The 18437-nt window shown below is 40.7% G+C and carries 19 protein-coding genes; 9 read left to right on the forward strand and 10 right to left on the reverse strand.

The genetic code is table 11. The features are described from left to right. Positions 1-12: 12 nt before the first annotated feature. The 3 genes from AB0756_RS03585 to AB0756_RS03595 all read right to left on the reverse strand — a co-directional run bounded on the left by AB0756_RS03585 (position 13) and on the right by AB0756_RS03595 (position 2492). Positions 13-972 (reverse strand): aldo/keto reductase, encoded by a 960-nt coding sequence (locus AB0756_RS03585; RefSeq protein WP_038086909.1) that lies wholly within the window; start codon positions 970-972, stop codon positions 13-15. A gap of 75 nt (positions 973-1047) precedes the next feature. Then, positions 1048-1596, reverse strand: coding sequence for a L,D-transpeptidase (locus AB0756_RS03590; RefSeq protein WP_050046526.1), 549 nt, complete (start codon positions 1594-1596; stop codon positions 1048-1050). 128 nt (positions 1597-1724) lie between these two features. After that, positions 1725-2492 carry a hypothetical protein gene (locus AB0756_RS03595; protein WP_050046527.1) on the reverse strand — a complete coding sequence of 256 codons (768 nt, stop codon included), beginning with the start codon at positions 2490-2492 and terminating at the stop codon, positions 1725-1727. Positions 2493-2813: 321 nt separating this feature from the next. Here AB0756_RS03595 and AB0756_RS03600 point away from each other — a divergent pair, with 321 nt between their 5' ends. The 4 genes from AB0756_RS03600 (at position 2814) to AB0756_RS03615 (ending at position 6024) form a co-directional block, all read left to right on the forward strand. After that, positions 2814-3413: a DUF1802 family protein gene (locus AB0756_RS03600; RefSeq protein ID WP_038086903.1), complete on the forward strand. Its 600-nt coding sequence runs from the start codon at positions 2814-2816 to the stop codon at positions 3411-3413. Positions 3414-3567: 154 nt separating this feature from the next. After that, complete coding sequence (locus tag AB0756_RS03605) at positions 3568-4479, forward strand: tetratricopeptide repeat protein (RefSeq protein WP_050046528.1); 912 nt, start codon at positions 3568-3570, stop codon at positions 4477-4479. 637 nt (positions 4480-5116) lie between these two features. Then, a complete protein-coding gene (locus AB0756_RS03610; RefSeq protein ID WP_038086900.1) occupies positions 5117-5659 on the forward strand; it encodes a hypothetical protein in 543 nt (180 codons plus the stop codon). 92 nt (positions 5660-5751) lie between these two features. Beyond that, complete coding sequence (locus tag AB0756_RS03615; RefSeq protein ID WP_038086899.1) at positions 5752-6024, forward strand: hypothetical protein; 273 nt, start codon at positions 5752-5754, stop codon at positions 6022-6024. A gap of 358 nt (positions 6025-6382) precedes the next feature. Here AB0756_RS03615 and AB0756_RS03620 read toward each other — a convergent pair whose 3' ends face one another. Together AB0756_RS03620 and AB0756_RS03625 are read right to left on the reverse strand one after the other, a co-directional pair. Then, positions 6383-6958 (reverse strand): SH3 domain-containing protein, encoded by a 576-nt coding sequence (locus tag AB0756_RS03620; RefSeq protein WP_050046530.1) that lies wholly within the window; start codon positions 6956-6958, stop codon positions 6383-6385. A gap of 85 nt (positions 6959-7043) precedes the next feature. After that, positions 7044-7208 carry a hypothetical protein gene (locus AB0756_RS03625; RefSeq protein WP_153021417.1) on the reverse strand — a complete coding sequence of 55 codons (165 nt, stop codon included), beginning with the start codon at positions 7206-7208 and terminating at the stop codon, positions 7044-7046. 517 nt (positions 7209-7725) lie between these two features. On the opposite strand from AB0756_RS03625, the gene AB0756_RS03630 reads away from it, so the two are divergent. Then, positions 7726-8754 carry a Fic family protein gene (locus AB0756_RS03630; RefSeq protein ID WP_050046531.1) on the forward strand — a complete coding sequence of 343 codons (1029 nt, stop codon included), beginning with the start codon at positions 7726-7728 and terminating at the stop codon, positions 8752-8754. A gap of 17 nt (positions 8755-8771) precedes the next feature. Beyond that, positions 8772-9755: a hypothetical protein gene (locus AB0756_RS03635; protein ID WP_167844809.1), complete on the forward strand. Its 984-nt coding sequence runs from the start codon at positions 8772-8774 to the stop codon at positions 9753-9755. A 134-nt stretch (positions 9756-9889) separates the two neighbouring features. On the opposite strand, the gene AB0756_RS03640 is transcribed toward AB0756_RS03635, so the two are convergent. After that, positions 9890-11347, reverse strand: a complete 1458-nt coding sequence (locus tag AB0756_RS03640) for an aminotransferase-like domain-containing protein (protein ID WP_038086890.1) — start codon at positions 11345-11347, stop codon at positions 9890-9892. A 308-nt stretch (positions 11348-11655) separates the two neighbouring features. Here AB0756_RS03640 and AB0756_RS03645 point away from each other — a divergent pair, with 308 nt between their 5' ends. Further along, a complete protein-coding gene (locus tag AB0756_RS03645) occupies positions 11656-11886 on the forward strand; it encodes a hypothetical protein (RefSeq protein ID WP_038086888.1) in 231 nt (76 codons plus the stop codon). 23 nt (positions 11887-11909) lie between these two features. Here AB0756_RS03645 and AB0756_RS03650 read toward each other — a convergent pair whose 3' ends face one another. After that, positions 11910-12215 carry a hypothetical protein gene (locus AB0756_RS03650; protein ID WP_038086886.1) on the reverse strand — a complete coding sequence of 102 codons (306 nt, stop codon included), beginning with the start codon at positions 12213-12215 and terminating at the stop codon, positions 11910-11912. Positions 12216-12910: 695 nt separating this feature from the next. Between AB0756_RS03650 and selD the strand changes: the two genes are divergently transcribed. Further along, positions 12911-13960 (forward strand): selenide, water dikinase SelD, encoded by a 1050-nt coding sequence (selD, locus tag AB0756_RS03655; RefSeq protein WP_038086877.1) that lies wholly within the window; start codon positions 12911-12913, stop codon positions 13958-13960. An 88-nt stretch (positions 13961-14048) separates the two neighbouring features. Here selD and AB0756_RS03660 read toward each other — a convergent pair whose 3' ends face one another. The 3 genes from AB0756_RS03660 to msrA form a co-directional block, all read right to left on the reverse strand. Then, the gene (locus AB0756_RS03660; protein ID WP_038086874.1) at positions 14049-15815 is read right to left on the reverse strand and encodes a Rieske (2Fe-2S) protein; all 1767 of its coding nucleotides are present in this window, start codon (positions 15813-15815) and stop codon (positions 14049-14051) included. A 46-nt stretch (positions 15816-15861) separates the two neighbouring features. Then, positions 15862-16317 carry a DMT family transporter gene (locus AB0756_RS03665; RefSeq protein WP_038086872.1) on the reverse strand — a complete coding sequence of 152 codons (456 nt, stop codon included), beginning with the start codon at positions 16315-16317 and terminating at the stop codon, positions 15862-15864. Positions 16318-17188: 871 nt separating this feature from the next. Continuing rightward, a complete protein-coding gene (gene msrA, locus AB0756_RS03670; RefSeq protein ID WP_038086870.1) occupies positions 17189-17650 on the reverse strand; it encodes a peptide-methionine (S)-S-oxide reductase MsrA in 462 nt (153 codons plus the stop codon). Positions 17651-17913: 263 nt separating this feature from the next. Between msrA and AB0756_RS03675 the strand changes: the two genes are divergently transcribed. Further along, entirely contained in the window at positions 17914-18096 is a 183-nt protein-coding gene (locus AB0756_RS03675) for a hypothetical protein (protein WP_137986545.1), read from the forward strand. Positions 18097-18437: the final 341 nt, after the last annotated feature.

The raw sequence follows: 18437 nt of genomic DNA on the forward strand, positions 1-18437 counted from the left end.
AATTTCGCAAAATTACCAGTCCCACATAATAGGATTTTTATCCAAAGGATCGGTCACAATACGTCCTATAGCATCTATTTCTTGCAATTCTTGGGGGGAAAGTTCCACAGAAGCAGCTTTTGCGTTGGCTTGAGCTTGCTCTGCGTATCTTGCGCCTGCGATCGCATTCGCTTGCGGTTGAGCGATTAACCAAGCCAAGGCGAGTTGAGCGAGGGTACACTGGTGGCGTTCTGCAATGGGACGCAATTTATCTAAAGCTTGTTGGGCGCGTTCAAAGTTTTCGCCTTGAAACAACTTATTTTTAGCGCGGTTGTCTTGAGGGTCGAATCGATGACCTCGTTCAAATTTTCCTGACAACAGCCCTTGAGCTAAAGGTGAATAAGCAAGGATGGAAATATTGTTTTCTACACAGTAGGGAGCAGCATCCTGCTCTACATATCTCCAAAATAAAGAGTAAGGAGGTTGCAAGCTATCAATACGTCCGTACTGGGAGGCTTCTTCTAGTTGGGCGCGAGAAAAGTTAGAAACGCCAATTGCCCGAATTTTACCTTGCTCTTTCAACTGATTAAGAGCACTCATTGTTTCTTCTATAGGAACGACCTCAGAATTAAATGACCCAGAAGGCCAGTGAATTTGATATAAGTCAATATAATCGGTGTTGAGGTTTTTTAGGGAGCGATCGCAAGCCTCAATGACTTGTTCGTACTTCAGACGGTTGGCAAAAACTTTGGTAGCATACTCAACGCGATCGCGAACATCAGATAAAGCTTCAGCTACAATTCGTTCTGAATGCCCTTCACCATAAACTTCTGCAGTGTCAATAGTCGTAATCCCAGCTTCAAAAGCTGCTCTTAGGGCTTTAATGGAGTCAGCATCTTCAATTCCGACCCACATTTTTTTCCCAGCTTGCCAAGTTCCCATCAAAATGGGTGTTATTTGCACATCTGATGTGCCCAAGCGTCGCTTTTCCATATTTGTATTCTGATAGGTCTACCTTAGTCAATATTAGAGACATTTCCTACGGAAGGATCGCAAAATAACCATAACCTATCGTTGAACGGTGACAGGTGTTCCAACACTCACCAACTGGAATAATTCCTCAATATCTTGGTTGTACATCCGGATACAACCGTGGGAAGCAGCAGTACCCACAGTCTCGGGATTTGGAGTTCCGTGAAAGCCAACCCAGTCCTTACCGTTTGTCCAAAATCCAATCCAATAATTACCAAGCGGATTTTGTGCATCTCCCCCTGGGATAGCTTTACCCGTCTTAGGGTGAATCCAAGTTGGATTCACCAACATATCACGAACTCGAAAACTACCGACAGGAGTTTCCCAACCTCGTCGTCCTACAGCAATTGGATAACTTTTGATTAAATTTTTTCCTTGATAAACTGTTACTTGACGTTTGCGAAGATTTATTTTTAAGCGAACAGGCTGAGTGATTAGATCGTTGATTTGAGTATCAACTGGTTCATTGACCGAGTTTTGTAAAACATTTCGGCTCTTATCCTCACTAGCTAGTACAGTTTGAGAACTCGAATATATATAAACTACACAAAGTAAGAAAAATATCTTGAATAATTGCTTAAACATCTGAGCTAACAAAAAAGTATGAAGGATGAAAAAAATCTCGTTGATTACTCATAAGATTCCCGACTTCTTAAAGAAGCCGGGAATCTAACTCACTTCGGGTAAAATAGGTCATTCATTACCTAAAGAACTTACCAAAGAGCTCTTACACCACCATTAGTATTTTGTCCGCCTGTTGAATTGTCGTTGTTAAGATTTTGCTGCGAACCAGAAGGTGTGTTGTACTGATTTTGCTGCGAACCAGAAGGTGTATTGTACTGATTTTGCTGCGAACCAGAAGGTGTGTTGTACTGATTTTGCTGCGAACCAGAAGGCGTGTTATATTGAGAGTCTTGTCTATCAGTATTGCTACCACCTTGATAGCGTTGGTCTTGGTTCGTGTTGCTGTTGGGATATTCTGATGTCCCACCATTGTTGCTACCACCTAGATAGCGCTGGTCTTGGTTCGTGGTGTTATTGGGATCTCCCGATGTTTGGGTATTGATACCGTCTTGCGAGCCCTGGCTACCAGTATTGGTGTTATTTGTATTTCTGTTATTATTTAGATTTTCACCTTGTCGCATCCGTTCCATGGTATTACCACCCGTTGGTTCGGGTACTGGGCTTTGACTGTTGACACCGTTTTGAGAGCCCTGGCTACCAGTATTGGTGTTATTTGTATTTCTGTTATTATTTAGATTTTCACCTTGTCGCATCCGCTCCATGGTATTACCACCCGTTGGTTCGGGTACCTGGCTTTGACTGTATAAGGTATCTACAGGAGCTTCACTAACTTTGACACCACGAGAGTTAGAATTAGGCATTGCAAATGCTGGCAGACTTAGTAAAAAACTAGCACCAAAAATACCTACTGTACTAGTTAAGACTTTGAATAATTTCTTCTCGCTGTTTCCGTTCATTGGAGTCTCCTTACATTCATTAAAAACTTTCAGCAAATGTTGGTTGCTGGATCTTAAACTCTTCCCATAACTTACACTGAAGTTTTTGGTAAGTTCAGCAAAAAGTCTTGCATGAGATATTAATGTTTACCTCTATAAGTTAACTCTGTGACTGAACTGACTCGTCTATCTAAAGCATGGTCTAAGGTTGTACTATGATATGAGATTAAAGAAGTTTTTTTCTATTGAGTGGGGTAAAAAAATTTATAACTAATTGCAGATGCTACTTTGTAAGGATATGCTTGATTGAAGTATTAAATTTAGATTTCAATGTAGTTCTTTATGCAAGACATAACTATCACTTCTCACGCACTTAAAGAATGGGCTACTGCTATCAATGCCTTGGAAAGCGGTAAAACAATTATGCTTCTACGTAAAGGGGGTATTCAAGAACAAGGCGGGCGCTTCCAAGTAGCCCACGAGCAAATTTTACTCTACCCAACTTACGAGCATCAACAGCCTTTCTTATTAAAACCAGACTATGCCAATTTGGTTACTCCTGTTACACCAGGTTGGCATCCAGAAACACTACGTATTGGCAGTTGGGCAGAAATTACTGATATTTTTCAGGTCAGTGATGAATCAATTGTAAAAGCTTTAGAAGCATTCCATATTTGGAGCGAGTCTTTTATCAGCGATCGCCTCAAATGGAAACAGCATCAGCCTTTATATGTTCTCCTCTTAAGGGTTTACAAACTACCTCAAGAGTGGGAGATTCCATACCGCCAAGAATATGGGGGTTGTAAATCGTGGATCGATTTGGAGGAAGTGATATCGCGACAAGGAGCACAACCCGTTTTACCTGACTCCAAGTATAACGAGATCGTGGAGGAAATTAGAAATATTATCGGTAACAAGTTCTATGCTTCACAAAGTGGTTAAGTAGTTTCTCTTCAGTACCACATACTCAGTCACAAGAGAGTAAAAGTGTCTGGGTAGTTAAAAAATTTTCAGTGATACCATGATATTGATTTTGGGAATACTAACTGAAGTGGGGATGCGAAGCATCTACCTATTGACTTGATTTGGTCTTCCCATGCACTCTAGATTTCTTTGGTTTAGCTTGGTTTTAGCATCTTTACTTCTGGCTGTTTTATCTCCACAGGTAAGACATTCTTCCAATGTCTTACCTTTTGCAAGGAACAGTTACGCGATTGAACTAGATCGACGGGGAAATGAACTTTACAATCAAGGGAAATTTCAAGAATCTCTAGAGGTGTTTGAGCAGGCGTTAGATGTTTGGAAAAAATCTGGCTCTCGTGAGGGTGAAGGAATCGCCCTCACTGCTATTGGATTGATCTACTGTGAATTACAACAGTATGCAAAGGCGATGGAGTACACCAAGCAAGCACTAGCTATTGCAAAGGAAACGAGCGATCGCAAGGGAGAAGGGGTACTTCTTAATAATATTGGTCTTATTTATAACAAGCAAGGGAAATATAACCAAGCTTTCAATTACTACGAGCAAGCGTTATCGATCGCGAAAGAGGGGAGAGACTTAGAAGCGCAAGCACTGGCTCTCAATAACATCGGTTTAAACTATAGCGATCTAGGAAACTACGAACAAGCACTGAAATACTATCAATTGTCTTTATTACTAACACGCTCGTTTGGGCAAAGTTATTGGGAAGAAAAGAATCTTAGGAATATTGGATTGGTCTATTACAAACTCAAACAATACGACCAAGCACTGTATTATTATCAGCAAGCATTATCTCTTTTGAGAAAACTGGATAATCGACCAAATGAAGCTAAAGCTCTTAACTCTATTGGAATTATCTACTATATTTTAGGTGACTATTCTCTAGCTCTAAAATTTTTTGAAGAAGCATTAACCATAAATCGGAAGATTGGCGATTTTGCAGGCGCTAGAGCTACTAGGAGAAATATTGAGAAGGCTCGCCGTGCTTTAAAAGTACCGAGAAATATTTCACCTGTTGAGATTTAGCAAAATTGCGCTATCAATAACCTATCTTAAGGAGCTAGAACAGCATTTTGGGAATTTTGTACTGTACGTTCGCTCCTGAATAAATGTTGCATAGAATGCCTTGTCGATTTACTAAATGGCCCAAAAATGATAATGAACAAATCAAAATTTTGCACGATAAAACCACGCTTTTGTTGTTGTCGTTTACTTTGTATAACGAAGAAATAAACCCCTATTTAATGATCCTTTTAGGAAATGTCTTCATTTAAATAGTCAAGTTGAGGTTGAGGCTGAAACAACGGCAAATCAAGGTTTTTGACGATTAGCTGCACAAAACTTTACAACGTGTCTTTTTTTGCACGTATCTCGGTGGCTACCCAATAAGACAAATGAGATTTATAAGGCTGTTTTGGCTGTCAAAACCCTACCAATTTTTGTAACCTGAAACCCTGATGGTTACGTGACAAAATGTTGTGCTGTAAAAAACCGTTTGAACAACCAAAATCTTCTGGTGTTTTCACTGAAAACAGTCTCTCGACTGCGATCGCGGTCAGAATTAGGTATGTAAACTCCTATTTTCAGTATTCCGGTAATTTGCTGAAGACAGTGTTTTCTAGTAGAGGTTAGATTGTTCCAAAGCAATATTTGGCATCTAAGTATGACCGATCGTTTATTGGTTGGAGTTGTAGGACACAGTAATGCAGGCAAGAGTTCAACTTGGGAAGATTTATTTGGAGCAACTGTAAAAACTAGCCATTATGGAAACGAGCGTCGATTATATCTCTCCAAAAATCAGAAAGATTGGGTAAACGTCTTCCCGATCAATGGTTCACCTGGAGAACGTGGCAAGGATGTGAAAGAAATTCTTAACCCCAAAAGTCTTATTAATTTTGAGAATCCACGTATCGTTCTTTGCTCAATGGAGTACCCAAATGATGCTGTAGGAGCAACAATTCAATATTTTATAGAACACAAATATGAGCTATTTATTCATTGGCTAAACCCAGGCTATAAAGACCCTGAAGAATATGATGATTTGTCTGGATTTATCCCCTATATTCTTAAACAGCATAATTCTCTTTTAGGCATCAGAGATGGCAAGACAGATCGGACATCCCGCGTTAATGAAATCCGAAACTTTATCCGTGGGTGGGCTAGTGCCAGGGGTCTAATTAATACAGACAAACCAATTTGTGTTTAATATAAGTCAAAAAACACTTTAGTATATTTAAAAACAGATAATTGTTGGCGGTTAGTTGTTGGCTGTCAACTACAAACCATCTAGATATTTCTATGCTTCCGTCAGTATTCAAAACTTGCATTCCCAGAGATGAAATTTTAGCAGGGGAACAGTTTCGTCCTAGCGATGAGTACGAAACAAAGAATTCATTCCCCATAAATATACGTGACCAATGGGATATAGATTATTCTAATTTTCATAATGCAATTGATGTTACAGAAAATGCTTTAAAAAAATTAATTAAGTTTATTAAAGAAAAATATTTGGAAATAGATATTGAAGATTCTAATAAAATAGCAATTCAATCGTATAATTCAGTTCACTAATGTTAATTTAATTTTTAATAAAAATATAGACTTGAAGCATATCATGGCAACTTTGAACTATAATCTTGCAAAAATTAGGATACAAAATGGGTAAAAGCACATCATTATACGCACTGGCTACTCACATCTACTGAATAAGGAGTGCTAATTATGGGTCAGACGCCTCGCCTCGTAGGTACAAGAGGCTCCGCCTAACCTGATGGGTAGAGGTGGAGCCTCCCTCAAAGCATTCCCAGGCGGAGCCTGGGAACGAGGAACTAAAGAGGCTTAAATGAGGGAAGGATGTCACCCGAATGCTCTGTTGTTTTAGGAGAGAGCTTGAGTGTGAGGTCTGTCAAACTCACATTCAAATTAGCGTCTAGTCAAGGTAGTCAGCATGAACCCAACCGCGTCGCCCAGCAAGCTTTACCCAATCTCCAGAAGAATAGCTCACTCTGACATACTCTCCATGACGTATGCTACCGATTCTTGTATAGTCAGAACCAGGACCGGAACGAATAACCACTCCAACAGGTGCATTAACTCGTGCAGTATAAACGCGATCGCGACGACCGCCAGTACCAGCAATGTAATCAGAACTAATCCAACCAGGACCGCCAACAAGCTTTGACCAGTTCCCTGAAGAATAGCTGACTCTGACGTAATGTCCGTTAGGGATTCTGCCGATTCTTTCATAATTCAAACCCGGACCGGAACGAATAATGACTGCAGTCGGTGCAGTGACTTGCACTGTGCGAACGGGAGCACGCCGACCACCATAAGCTTGAGAGTAGTATGTAGATTGGTCATTATAATCATCATAACCAGCTCGAGCAGGAGCCATACCAGTTGCAAATGCCGAGCTTAATGTTGTTACAAACAATAGACCAGCGACTGCTGCACTTTTCTTAAGAGAAGATACGCCAAATTTAGAATTTTGGTTACGAGTTTCCATGTTATTTAATCTCCGTTATTGTGAGTTTGGAAATAGTAATTTGTTTGTGTAGAATAGCCGTATTTTCATCAACTATCCTGTTGTTTTAATGTCGGTTTCTACTATCGTCTACTAATGGAGGATACAAAGTAAGTCGGTGAAATTCCGGAAAAGTTTCTTGATTTTCTTCTACTGATAGATTGTATCCATTTTCACGAACTTTTAGCAGATTTAACGCCTTTTTAAAAAGGTAATACCAAGTTGTGTTCATACATCGTACTTTCTCCCTTGTCTCCCTTGTCCCATCAACAAGTGATATCTTTGATGCAACTCCGTATAAGTTAAGGAATCATTTGTAGCCCCGGTTGATATTTGGTATTATTCTCGCAAGCGCATAAACGCCACGCTTTGCCCTTAGGCAATCGCTGTAGCACTAATGCATCATAAAGATTGTCTGCTTTGGGACGGTGAAATACAGTTCTTGGTTCCAGTTATATTTCTGCAATCATCAAGCCCAATCGCTTTGCATAACGCTGATATTAAGCTACTGCTTATAAATTTAAGCCAGACACTACTTGTGCTTAATAACATAACAATCCTCAATCATTCGAGAAAAATTTTAAGTACTGTAGGGTGGGCATTGCCAAGCACGAAAGCTTTCTGTACGGCATAGCCCTACCTACTTGTATTTCATAAATCAAATAGGATTGACATATCAGCTAGCTCATACTTATAAGTTTTTTCTAAAATGGATCTTAAGTTTGTGTTCAAACAGCAAGGCGGATAATATGACCCAAGCAAGTTTGGACTCTAAAGAGCTAAGGTTTAACAAGCAATATTTTATGGCTGTCAATCAAGTACCATCTAGCACGTCTCCTGCCTCATTTACTGAAATTGCCGCTCGATGCTACGATACCTTTATTCAAATGCTGATTCAACATCGCCTTCCTGATGTGACACAAGAAATTCAAAATCGCTTGTCACTTTTGCCAAATATGACACTTTCAGATAAATTTCAGCAGGTGAATCAACTTAAAGCTTGGTTGGATAGCTTTCGTCCACTCCCGACAACAGTGGTTGCAGAACTTAAGAAACTCTATGATGTGCGCTTTACCTATAACTCAAACGCGATTGAAGGCAACACTTTGACACAAAGTGAAACTGCTTTAGTATTAGAAACCGGAATCACAATTGGTGGGAAAACGCTACGCGAACATTTAGAAGTCATCGGTCATAAAGATGCGATCGATTATATTGAGCAACTTGCCCAAAACTCAACCCCTATTGGAGAATGGGAAATCAAACAAATTCATAATTTAATTCTACAGGCAATTTCTCCTGAAGAAGCAGGACGCTACCGTCAACTTGATGTTAAAGCGGTTGGAACTGAGTATCTCTATCCTCCACACTATTTACTCAACGAGTTAATAACTGAGTTTGTCACTTGGTTGAATTCGTCAGAAACTGCGGTTCAGCACCCAATTGAGTTTGCAGCAGAAGCTCATTTGCGATTTGTTTCAATTCATCCGTTTCGCGATGGGAACGGACGCACGGGAAGATTGTTAATGAATTTGCTGTTATTAAGATCTGGCTATCCAATCGTGGTAATTTCCAATCAGGTGCGTAAAGCGTATATTGATGCGATTGTGGAGGGTCAACAACAGAACAACCTTTCCCCATTATTGGAGTTGTTTGTGGATGCTGCTCAACAATCGTTGATTGAAATGCCGCACATTTTATCGACTGCTCGGGAAAGCCGGGGTCGCGGCTTTCCATTGTACGAAGAGATGTTAGCATTTTTAAGAGAACGCTATTAGATTTATCTAAAAAACTCGTGTATTATCTTAGTTTGTTTATTGACTATCGACCTTTTCTAATTAAGACAATAGATGAATTTCTCAAAAAAACATCTTCTAATGTTTTTATCTGCGATACGCAAGGAGACAACCACTTAACTTCAGTCGAAGATATACCATCTCATCAAGGCTATTCTTACTCTCAGCCTTGGTATATTCATGGCGATCGCATAATTCAAGAAAAGTCCCATTTATCCTTTCATGGTTCTATCCCTGCATATAACAGTCCCAAGTATAAAACTTCTTTTAACGAAATAGATGAATTCCTAAATTTTCTCTCAACTAATTATTTCTGGTCTATTTTTCCCTTTGCCGGATCAAAAAGATTTTTATGTTTTGGCTTTATATCAAGAGAACAAAATTTTCGCAATGTCTTTCTTAATGTAGCATCCACCAATTTATGTCTTAGAAGTTATGATGTAACTAGTAAAATGAGTTCATTGGCAAAAGCTATATTGCTAAGCGGTTACCATGAACCTGCAGGTCGTCTTTGGAATGTATGTGATTGTGATATTACTCCACCTTGGCTAGTGACTGACTTATTCGATGATGATTCATTCTTAATGTTAGAGCGAGAGCCAACGAAATATAAATTTATTCAGCAATTGACCGTGACTGCTGCTAGCAAACGACCTTTAGGTATTTATGAGCCACTTAATGAATATTCTTTTGAATCAATGTGTCTGTTATCTTTTTATGAACCAGATACATTGGTTTTTGTTCCTCAAGGTACAGATTTAGAAAAATTGCAAAGGTTGTTGGTAGAAACTGAAGGTTGTAACAGCTATTCGGACTTAATATATCTTCAGGAGATTCTTTCAACGACTCAATGGTTTTATGGTCTAGCTCGGGATAGAGTAGATTACGGAGATTCACTATTTGTTTCTCAAAATAATGGTTTGCTGCAAAAATTCGATCGGCTTAATCGAGATGATGGCTATCGTTTACTTGCTTGCTTTTAATAGTTTGTAGTTGCGATGCATGGTTTGCCGTTCAACAAGCTATAGGCTAGACAGCACAAAGACAAATGGAATGCAGAAATTTTACTTGCTCCCACAAAACACTTGGATACTTTTGAATTGGGAAGTTCCCCCGCTCAACTGGCAATTTTTGCATAAAGATATCTCTTCAGTAATTTACCCAAAACAGAGACACCTTGCTCAATCTCTTCTGGAGAAGGAGTGAAAGTCAACCGCATAGCAGGATATCCTTTCCTATCTGGGAAAAAGACTGAATGACACGGAACTAAAACGTTTTGAGATAAAGCTTCAATGCGTATTGTTTGAATGGGAGTGTGTTCTGGCAATTGTACCCAGAGAAATAACCCACCTTTCGGTACCGTCCACTTAGCTTCTTGGGGAAAGTAACGCTCTAGTGCTGCTAGCATAACATCGCGAGTGTGAAGGTTTTCCGTCCGCAATCGATTGAGGTGACGGCGCAGATGTCCTGAAGCCAAGTATTCGCTTACAATTGCTTGAGAAATAGTAGAGGTGTGAAGGTCATGAAGTAATTTTCGCTCAAGTATCTTATGAAAATGTTTACCTGTCACAACCATGTAACCGACTCTTAAACCGGGCATTAAAGTTTTAGAAAATGTCCCTAAGTATATAACTAAATCTTGTTTGTCAAAAGCTTTGATTGGCGCAGGAGCGGGTTCAAAAGTTAATCCTTCGTAAGCGTTATCTTCTAAAATCGGACATTCATATTTCTCTGCTAATGCTAGCAATGCTTGTCGGTGTGCTTGTGTTGTTGTAATTCCAGTAGGATTGTGTAAGGCACTAATTGTGTATATGAGTTTTGGACGATGGCTCTTGAGATACTTCTCCAGTAAATCTAAATTCATGCCTTGAGCAGTCATGGGAATACCAATAATTTTAGCTCCCAAGTTTTCCAAACTCGCAAGCGCACCAAAATAAGTGGGCGTTTCTACGATCGCCCAATCTCCCGGCTGTAAATAATACTGCAATGCCAAGGACAGCCCTTGCTCGGAACCACTGGTAACAATTAAATTTTCTGCTGTCACCTCCATCCCTTGCTGTATCAGCATTTGAGCAATTTGTCTGCGAAGAGTTAGCTGTCCTTGAGGTAAGTCATATTTAAATAAGCCATCGGGAGCCTGTCTGAGTGCTCGTCTTGCAATTAAATCAATATCTTTTGGTGGATGAGGAAAACCACAACCAAAATTAACCATTCCTGGCTGGGTTTGTGCTTCTACCGTAGCCGTATACATATCAAAAAAACTGCTTCTACCCTGCTCTGGAATGATGACATTTTGCACGGGAGCAAATGTTGATTTTAATTTAGCAGAGAAACGATTGATACTATTCACAAAGTATCCCGCTCCCTGACGGGCGGAAATAATTCCATCTGCTTCTAAAACGTTGTAAGCCTCAACAATTGTGAGTTTATTAACTTGCAAACTTTCCGCTAGCGAGCGGATGGAAGGAAGACGATCGCCTGGTTGCAGTACACCAGAGTCGATCAGACGACTGATGCGATCGCGTATTTGCAAGTAAATAGGTTTAGCTGATTCCCGTTCCAACCAAATCTTCATAATGGTGCATTGTTGAAAGACTACAACATTACTATTACTTGTAATATAAGTGATTTTTTCTTTCTCGTTCTAGTACAGTTTCATCAATTTTTACCAGAACAGTTCTGCATCTTGACAACTGTTCTAGTACAAATCGTTAAAAGTGTACCTTCTCTGTTAAAAATTTCTGAGAGAAAGTAGAAGTAACAGCTTTTATACCAATTTTCCAAATCTTTGAGCCAAATGCGATTCCCCCACCTAAGGTACGCGGGGGAATCGCGTGTAGCGATCGTTGGGTGAAATGGTATGACTTTTCCCAGGATGTAAATATGAAAAGCATGAATTTCAATACAAAAATCTTGCCAGCCATTCAGAAAACTTGGCAACAATTTGTAACGTTTTTGATGAGAGCTTCTGAATTGCAAGTCTGGCAGGAATTAGATCGGAAAGGACAAGTTTTTTCCTGGCATGCTTACGATCCAATAACAGGACGTTCGGCTTGTTTTGGTTCTGAAGAAGAAATGCGGCTCTGGATTGAGCAGTGCTATTACAAGTCTTAGCGCTTTGTGGACTTGGGGAACAACTACAATCTCTCAAACGTGCCCTGCCAACACAGTAAGTCTCCTGTCTCAGCATCGTAGATGAGAGTTTGTACCACATTGATGGGAAGCTTGTTTTGTATGCCAAAGTTTTTATAATATAAAACTTTGACATACCATATCATTTCCCTTGGTAACACACTATGAAAAATTAAATTTTTATCTACGGCCACTTGAAAGGGAACTAGATCGGCTGAGAGCAAACGGGCGCTTTCTGGTAATTTTGAGATGATGTGTTCCCTAGAAATGAACCGCTCTATTGATAAAGATCTTTCTCCATTCGCTTGCATAATAGGTCAATTTAAAACTGGCTTTCCTACTTTTTTGATGTTTTAAAATACAACATTTTATATTAATTTTTGTAATAAAATGCCTTATAATGAATATAGCTTTTTGTCTAAATCAAATCCTCTCTCTTAGGTAAGATTTTTTATAAGTAATTAGAGGGAAATTTAGTAGGTTGGTTTGAAAACCGAACGCAACTGGAATGCTTGTTGATATCAACCTCTTTAAAATCATACTTTTGTATCTTGACAGGGTTGCTCTTTGCTTGTAATGCTTTCTCAAGGTTCTACCTTGAAAAAGACACGGGCATACGACAAAAGAAAAAATACTTTTTTACGCTGGATGGTGAAATTTGTTCATTAGAACTGCCTCCAACTTTTAACTGCTTCCATTTGGGTGGGACAGGAGTTCAATATGATAATAAAAATTATAACAAAAATTCTGTAAAGACGGGCTTGTAAGTGTTAACGGTGACTGAGTCACTCGTGCTCCCTTATTTGATGTGCAAGTAGGTAGCTTAAACGCTTTTTTAGGCGAGAAGAAGCTTTCTTAAGTTGAGTGCGAGTTGACCTTGAATGCGATCGCACTGAACTCCATGGCAAGACAAATAAACCTGTATCTCCCAAACACTGGGTTTCTTAGGCTAAGTTAGCATTATATTAATAAGTGGTTCAAACTAAAAAACATAAAATGTTCAGTTATGATTCGCCTCACTCAGTACTCTCATGGTGGTGGCTGTGGCTGCAAAATTGCTCCTGCCCAATTGCAGGAAATTTTACGCCAAGTTCCCTTAAATCAAGGGTTAGAGCAACTGCTAGTAGGGACTCAAACGAGTGATGATGCAGCAGTTTATCAACTAAACGATGACCAAGCCCTAGTGCTGACAACAGATTTTTTCATGCCTATTGTTGATGAACCAGTAGATTTTGGACGAATTGCAGCGACAAACGCTTTGTCTGATGTCTACGCCATGGGTGGAAGACCAATTTTAGCCTTAGCAGTGTTAGGTATGCCAATCAACACCCTACCGATGGAAGCAATTCGAGGCATTATGCTAGGTGGGGCTGCAGTTTGTCAGGAAGCGGGGATTCCTCTTGCAGGCGGGCATTCTATTGATTCCCCGGAACCCATTTTTGGCTTGGTTGCAGCCGGATTAGTGCATCCAACGTCTGTGCGACGGAACGCCACTGCAAAACCAAAAGACAAGCTGATTCTGACGAAGCCTTTAGGGATTGGAGTTATGACGACAGCCCTGAAGAAAGGTCAATTGACACCAGACGCTTACGAATCAGTTCTTAAGGTCATGACACAGTTAAATAAAGTAGGAGCTGCTTTAGCTACTCATCCTGATGTTCATGCCATGACTGATGTCACGGGATTCGGGCTGCTCGGTCATTTACTGGAGATTTGCCGAGGGAGTGAAATTAGAGCTAAAATCTCATTTTCTCAGATTCCCATTTTACCAGAAGCTAAAGCTTTAGCATCGCAAGGCATTTTTCCGGGTGCTGCAAAACGCAACTGGGACAGTTATCGATCTGAAATTAAGCAAGCAGGGTTAACGGATTCCTTTGCTCAATGGGAAACTTTACTGCTAGCAGATCCTCAAACCAGTGGCGGTTTGTTGCTTGCTGTAGCACCAGAAAGCGCTCCCGCCATTTTAGAACAACTCTTAGCAGAGGGATATAGCTTTTCTTCTGTCATTGGTGAATGTACGGTGGGGGAGGTAGGAATTGAAGTCAGCGATCGCTGACCGCTCCACTCGTTCCCAGGTAGAAACTGGGAATGCACATCGAGGGGCTCCACCTCGCGTGTCACTCCAAAATCAGAGGCAGAGCCCCCTATCCCCTATCTTCAAACAAACGATCGCCCTTGTGCAACCGATAAGCCATTTGATAAGTTTGAGCTTGCGATCGCATGGTAGGTGAGTGTGCAGCTAAATACCTACTTGCAGCTATGAGTACGTGAATGCCTGCATCCGTGTGTCCTAATAAAGAATACTGCCGGAAGGCTGCTTCTATTTCCTGAATCACATGGAAATCTCGATTTTCTCGCAACATTAATTTACCAAGAACTGCCATCAATTGTTCTGGTTTGCCACCACCATACAAGTAATAACCAACCACCCGACCGACTTCGTTGACTTGCTGTTGTCGATCCAACAACTCTGGTAGTTGCTGGAGTAATGCCTGTGGATTTTCTCCTGAGTCCTTGGCTTCTGGAAGTCGGGCTGGTGGAACATTCAAAAAACGGTTGAGATAAACGCTCATTGCTGCATCAAACACGCCTCGCAGTAACTCCATTGAAGATACGCGACGCAAACCTTGATGAACGGCATTAGCAAAGGTAAAGGGATGGTGGGCTGTATCCCAGTCCCCAAAATCGTTATTGGTATTAAAGCGAGCAACACGAAGGGCTGCAGCATAAGTGACAACCCCTGCTAGTTGCTCTTCAGTACAACCTTCTCGCAAAGCTGTTAACAGTATATTAGCTATTGCTTGAGGATTTTCACCCAAAAGAATAGGAATCAACTGTTCTCGATTAGACCAACTTCCCTGTCGGGCTTGTCCTTCCTTTAAAGCAGCAGGCAACTCGTCAAATGCAGATTCCAAAATGGCTACCAGATCCACTGGATAACGCCAGGAATTTGACTCTTCCATGCGTGAGGCATTTGCTAAGCCGGGAATCAAACTCGCTAAAACTTGCTCTGCTTGTTGCCAATCGACAGCATCTAGCGCTTCTAATGCTTTATTAATAAAGTCAAAGGTGTGACCCACATCAATATAACGATGGTCTGTTGCTGCTGCAAACAACATATCTGCAATTTGCTTTTTCTCTGCACCCATACGGATGGCAGAGATAAGACACCGTTCTGCTGCTTCACTATCCCGCCTTTCAATAAATTGGCGGAACCAGTTTTTTAGGGTAGTCAAGTCAACACTAGAATTAGGCAATGGGTGAACCACAAAGTGAGGCGGCGCACTTCCACTGTCACGGGCTACGGCTGAGAGTCCTTGGTAAAGAGCGAGGGATCGATCTTCTGGATCTAAATAAGGTAACAAGTTCATCATGCAGGTGTGCATGGTTAAGCCCGTACTCCAACCTTCTTTGTTGTAACGAGTGCCAAATTCCAATCCTACTCGGAATGGTTCGGTAGAATCTACTCCCATATCTAGCAAAGCTATGACGGATTTGGCAATGACAAGGGAAATACCTTGTTCCAATCCATCTTGAAGCCGTTGGCGTTGATGAACTGCGCGATCGACTTGGGAAGCTAAATTTACCCACACTTCACCATCCCGAATTTCTACAGGAAAGGCACGGACATCATCAGCCCAAGAATCAAATGTTCCACCACTAGCCAGGTCGAAGCGAGCATAGTGCCAGGGACAAGTCACAATTCCATCTTTGCAAGTACTCCCATGGAGGGGAAAACCCATATGGGGACATCGGTTGTCGATCGCATAAATCTTGTTATCTAAGTAGAAAAGTGCGATGGCGTGCTTATCTGTATGAATTAGCAGGCTACCTGCTGCTTGAACATCTGCAACAGAAGCAGCACGAACGTAACGCTCTTGACTGGTTGTAGTATCAAAACTTTTTGTCATAGTTATTTTATGATAACAACAACTCATTTTCTGAGTTTACAGATATTTACTTTTTAGCCGCAGCAACCAAAGACACTCCAACGATGACAAACATGATACCCGCAATCCGTAATGGATTAGCTGGATACCTAGTCAAGCCAATTGCACCATAATGATCTAGAACAAGCGCTGCTATCATCTGTCCGGCAATTGTTAGCCCCAACGTCAGTGCTGCTCCAATTTTAGGTGTGGCAAAAATCGTTGACCAAACATAGAGAGTTCCCAAACAACCACCTACCCACATCCACCAAGAACTTTGGGATAGTAAAGCCAAACTAGGACTTGGATAGCGAGCCAAGAAACAAATAGCAAGCGATGCAAGAGTACCAGCAAGATATGAAATAAAGGTGACTTGCATGGGCTGACCGACATAACGTCGCAAAAGAGTGTTAAGAGCAACCTGAATAGGTAACACCGCGCCACCAATAAGTGCTGCTACTAGGTAAAAGCTTCTTTCATTCATAACACTGGTATAACTTTACAATAAAGGATCTGGGAAATTGCACGCGCTACTTTCAATAGACCGTTTGCGAAACAGAATTAACCCACTAGTGGTCTACCACATAAGTTTTAATGGCCACTCACCTCGTTCCTTGGCTGAGCCTAGGAATGCTGTCTTTGGAGGCTCCGCCTCCTGTGGAGAGCGAGGCTGAGGCTCGCCGACTGGTTCCTAGCTTCTACCTGGGAACGAGAGTGGGTAGTGCGTTCACTTACCCAGCAAAGTTGATGTGGCGGACCACTAGTACAGCATCAAGGAAATAAAGCAACCATTAGACAAAAAGCTTTTATTGTAAGCTTTTGTGCCTTCTGCCCCATAACACAAGGTATTTCTGCTTTTTTGTACTGGAAGTTTTTTTCTAAAACTTTTTTTATAAAATTCAGTTTAAACAACCGTATAAACTTTGTAAACTCAAATATTGCACTAAGAAAATTTGATATATTCTAACATACACTCCTATTCCTAAAGCTCTTATTGTACGTATAAAAGTCTGGAACAACGCTGTAGTTTTATTACGCTGCTTTTGATTCAGCACAGAATTACACGAATTAGGGGCAAAATCTGAATCAAGAGTTTTCTTTTCCTCTTATTGACGGGAAATCTGACTAATTTTGCAAAAATAAATAATGAATTGAGGCGATGTCGTGTAAAATACAAAAAAAAGCCCGCTGTGTGGGCGGGGATATCTTAAGAAAATCACACTTGAAAAGTAGCAAAAGAAAATAAGGATTTTCTGAGGTTTGAGTAATATATTGACTCGCTTGCTGCGGTAGTATGTACTACGCTGTTCATACGTTGCTATTATGAGTAGAATTTTCAGATATACAAAGAGTCTTTAAACAGCACGTCCCTTTTTCTCAAGATACTGCTGGTGCTCTGGAGTGGCTAGGTAATATTCACTAGCAGGAACAATCTCCGTCACAATATCTTTATCGAATTTCCCTAACTGCTGTTGCTTTACCTTAGAGGATCGTGCAATTTCTTCTTGTTGGGGATTGTGAAAAAAGATAACAGATCTATACTGTTCGCCTCGATCTGGTCCCTGACGATTGAGCGTTGTCGGGTCGTGGATATTCCAAAATACCTCTAGCAACTCGTCGTAACTTACCTGTTGTGGGTTATACTCCACCTGTACGACCTCAGCATGACCTGTTATTCTTGACAACACATCAAGATAAGAAGGGTTGGGAAAATGACCACCCATGTAGCCAACTGAGGTTGAGACAACACCTTTGACTTTACGAAATGCTGCTTCTACACCCCAAAAACAACCAGCACCAAACGTCGCCAAATCCATTGTATTCTAAATTGGTATTGAGTTCTGTAAATATTTTAACGGTTATTAACCATGCCTAAATACCAGGCGCACTACCCCCAATACTGCTCGGTTAAAGAAATTATCGCGGGAGACAAGCAGGGGATGTAGGGGGTGCAAGGGGGTGCAGGGGAGGAAAAAACGGCAAAACCCGACAAGTATTAGCACTACCCCCACAGTCAGCACATAACAGAACTGAGCTTCAACTTCGTTTATTATCGCTTCACTGATAGAACATAAAAGCCATGACTACAGGAAAGAGAACGCCTGTTGAAAATGTGTTGTTATTGTTGGTAACTCTCGTAACTGTGGCAGCAATATTTACCCAATTGCAGAAACAGACCAAATGTTATATTGGCGATCCAAATTGCGATCCCAAGGCTTATGAGTGGTATAGACCTTTGAACAAGGGAGTCAGATCCCCCTAAATCCTCCCTTTTTAAGGATGACTTTCAGAGTATCTGGAAAATTAGGACGCTAAACGAGTTGTTTGAAAACACGCCTTAGGGGGGATCGAGTCTTCTCTGAACCATATTGCACTATAAGCGAGTTTTTTCGCAGTCAGCAGGGGCTTATCTGTTTTGCTATTTTCTGTAATTCTACTCTGTTCTTAGATATAAACGCGTGCCATATTATATATATAATATACTGGACTAATTAACAATGAAAGTTTTTATTAGAAACATAGCAACGGTTGTACTTGCTTAGTGACGATTTTTTATATGTATAATTTGTTTGCAATTGGCCTTAACAGCAGTTGTTTGCCAAA

This window comes from Tolypothrix campylonemoides VB511288_2 (assembly GCF_045999855.1).
Taxonomy (GTDB): domain Bacteria; phylum Cyanobacteriota; class Cyanobacteriia; order Cyanobacteriales; family Nostocaceae; genus Scytonema; species Scytonema bouteillei_A.

Coding starts and splice junctions, on each gene's coding strand:
- AB0756_RS03585 (WP_038086909.1), bottom strand. CDS start 972: ATGGAAAAGCGACGCTTGGGCACATCAGATGTGCAAATAACACCCATT.
- AB0756_RS03590 (WP_050046526.1), bottom strand. CDS start 1,596: ATGTTTAAGCAATTATTCAAGATATTTTTCTTACTTTGTGTAGTTTAT.
- AB0756_RS03595 (WP_050046527.1), bottom strand. CDS start 2,492: ATGAACGGAAACAGCGAGAAGAAATTATTCAAAGTCTTAACTAGTACA.
- AB0756_RS03600 (WP_038086903.1), top strand. CDS start 2,814: ATGCAAGACATAACTATCACTTCTCACGCACTTAAAGAATGGGCTACT.
- AB0756_RS03605 (WP_050046528.1), top strand. CDS start 3,568: ATGCACTCTAGATTTCTTTGGTTTAGCTTGGTTTTAGCATCTTTACTT.
- AB0756_RS03610 (WP_038086900.1), top strand. CDS start 5,117: ATGACCGATCGTTTATTGGTTGGAGTTGTAGGACACAGTAATGCAGGC.
- AB0756_RS03615 (WP_038086899.1), top strand. CDS start 5,752: ATGCTTCCGTCAGTATTCAAAACTTGCATTCCCAGAGATGAAATTTTA.
- AB0756_RS03620 (WP_050046530.1), bottom strand. CDS start 6,958: ATGGAAACTCGTAACCAAAATTCTAAATTTGGCGTATCTTCTCTTAAG.
- AB0756_RS03625 (WP_153021417.1), bottom strand. CDS start 7,208: ATGAACACAACTTGGTATTACCTTTTTAAAAAGGCGTTAAATCTGCTA.
- AB0756_RS03630 (WP_050046531.1), top strand. CDS start 7,726: ATGACCCAAGCAAGTTTGGACTCTAAAGAGCTAAGGTTTAACAAGCAA.
- AB0756_RS03640 (WP_038086890.1), bottom strand. CDS start 11,347: ATGAAGATTTGGTTGGAACGGGAATCAGCTAAACCTATTTACTTGCAA.
- AB0756_RS03645 (WP_038086888.1), top strand. CDS start 11,656: ATGAAAAGCATGAATTTCAATACAAAAATCTTGCCAGCCATTCAGAAA.
- AB0756_RS03650 (WP_038086886.1), bottom strand. CDS start 12,215: ATGCAAGCGAATGGAGAAAGATCTTTATCAATAGAGCGGTTCATTTCT.
- selD (WP_038086877.1), top strand. CDS start 12,911: ATGATTCGCCTCACTCAGTACTCTCATGGTGGTGGCTGTGGCTGCAAA.
- AB0756_RS03660 (WP_038086874.1), bottom strand. CDS start 15,815: ATGACAAAAAGTTTTGATACTACAACCAGTCAAGAGCGTTACGTTCGT.
- AB0756_RS03665 (WP_038086872.1), bottom strand. CDS start 16,317: ATGAATGAAAGAAGCTTTTACCTAGTAGCAGCACTTATTGGTGGCGCG.
- msrA (WP_038086870.1), bottom strand. CDS start 17,650: ATGGATTTGGCGACGTTTGGTGCTGGTTGTTTTTGGGGTGTAGAAGCA.
- AB0756_RS03675 (WP_137986545.1), top strand. CDS start 17,914: ATGACTACAGGAAAGAGAACGCCTGTTGAAAATGTGTTGTTATTGTTG.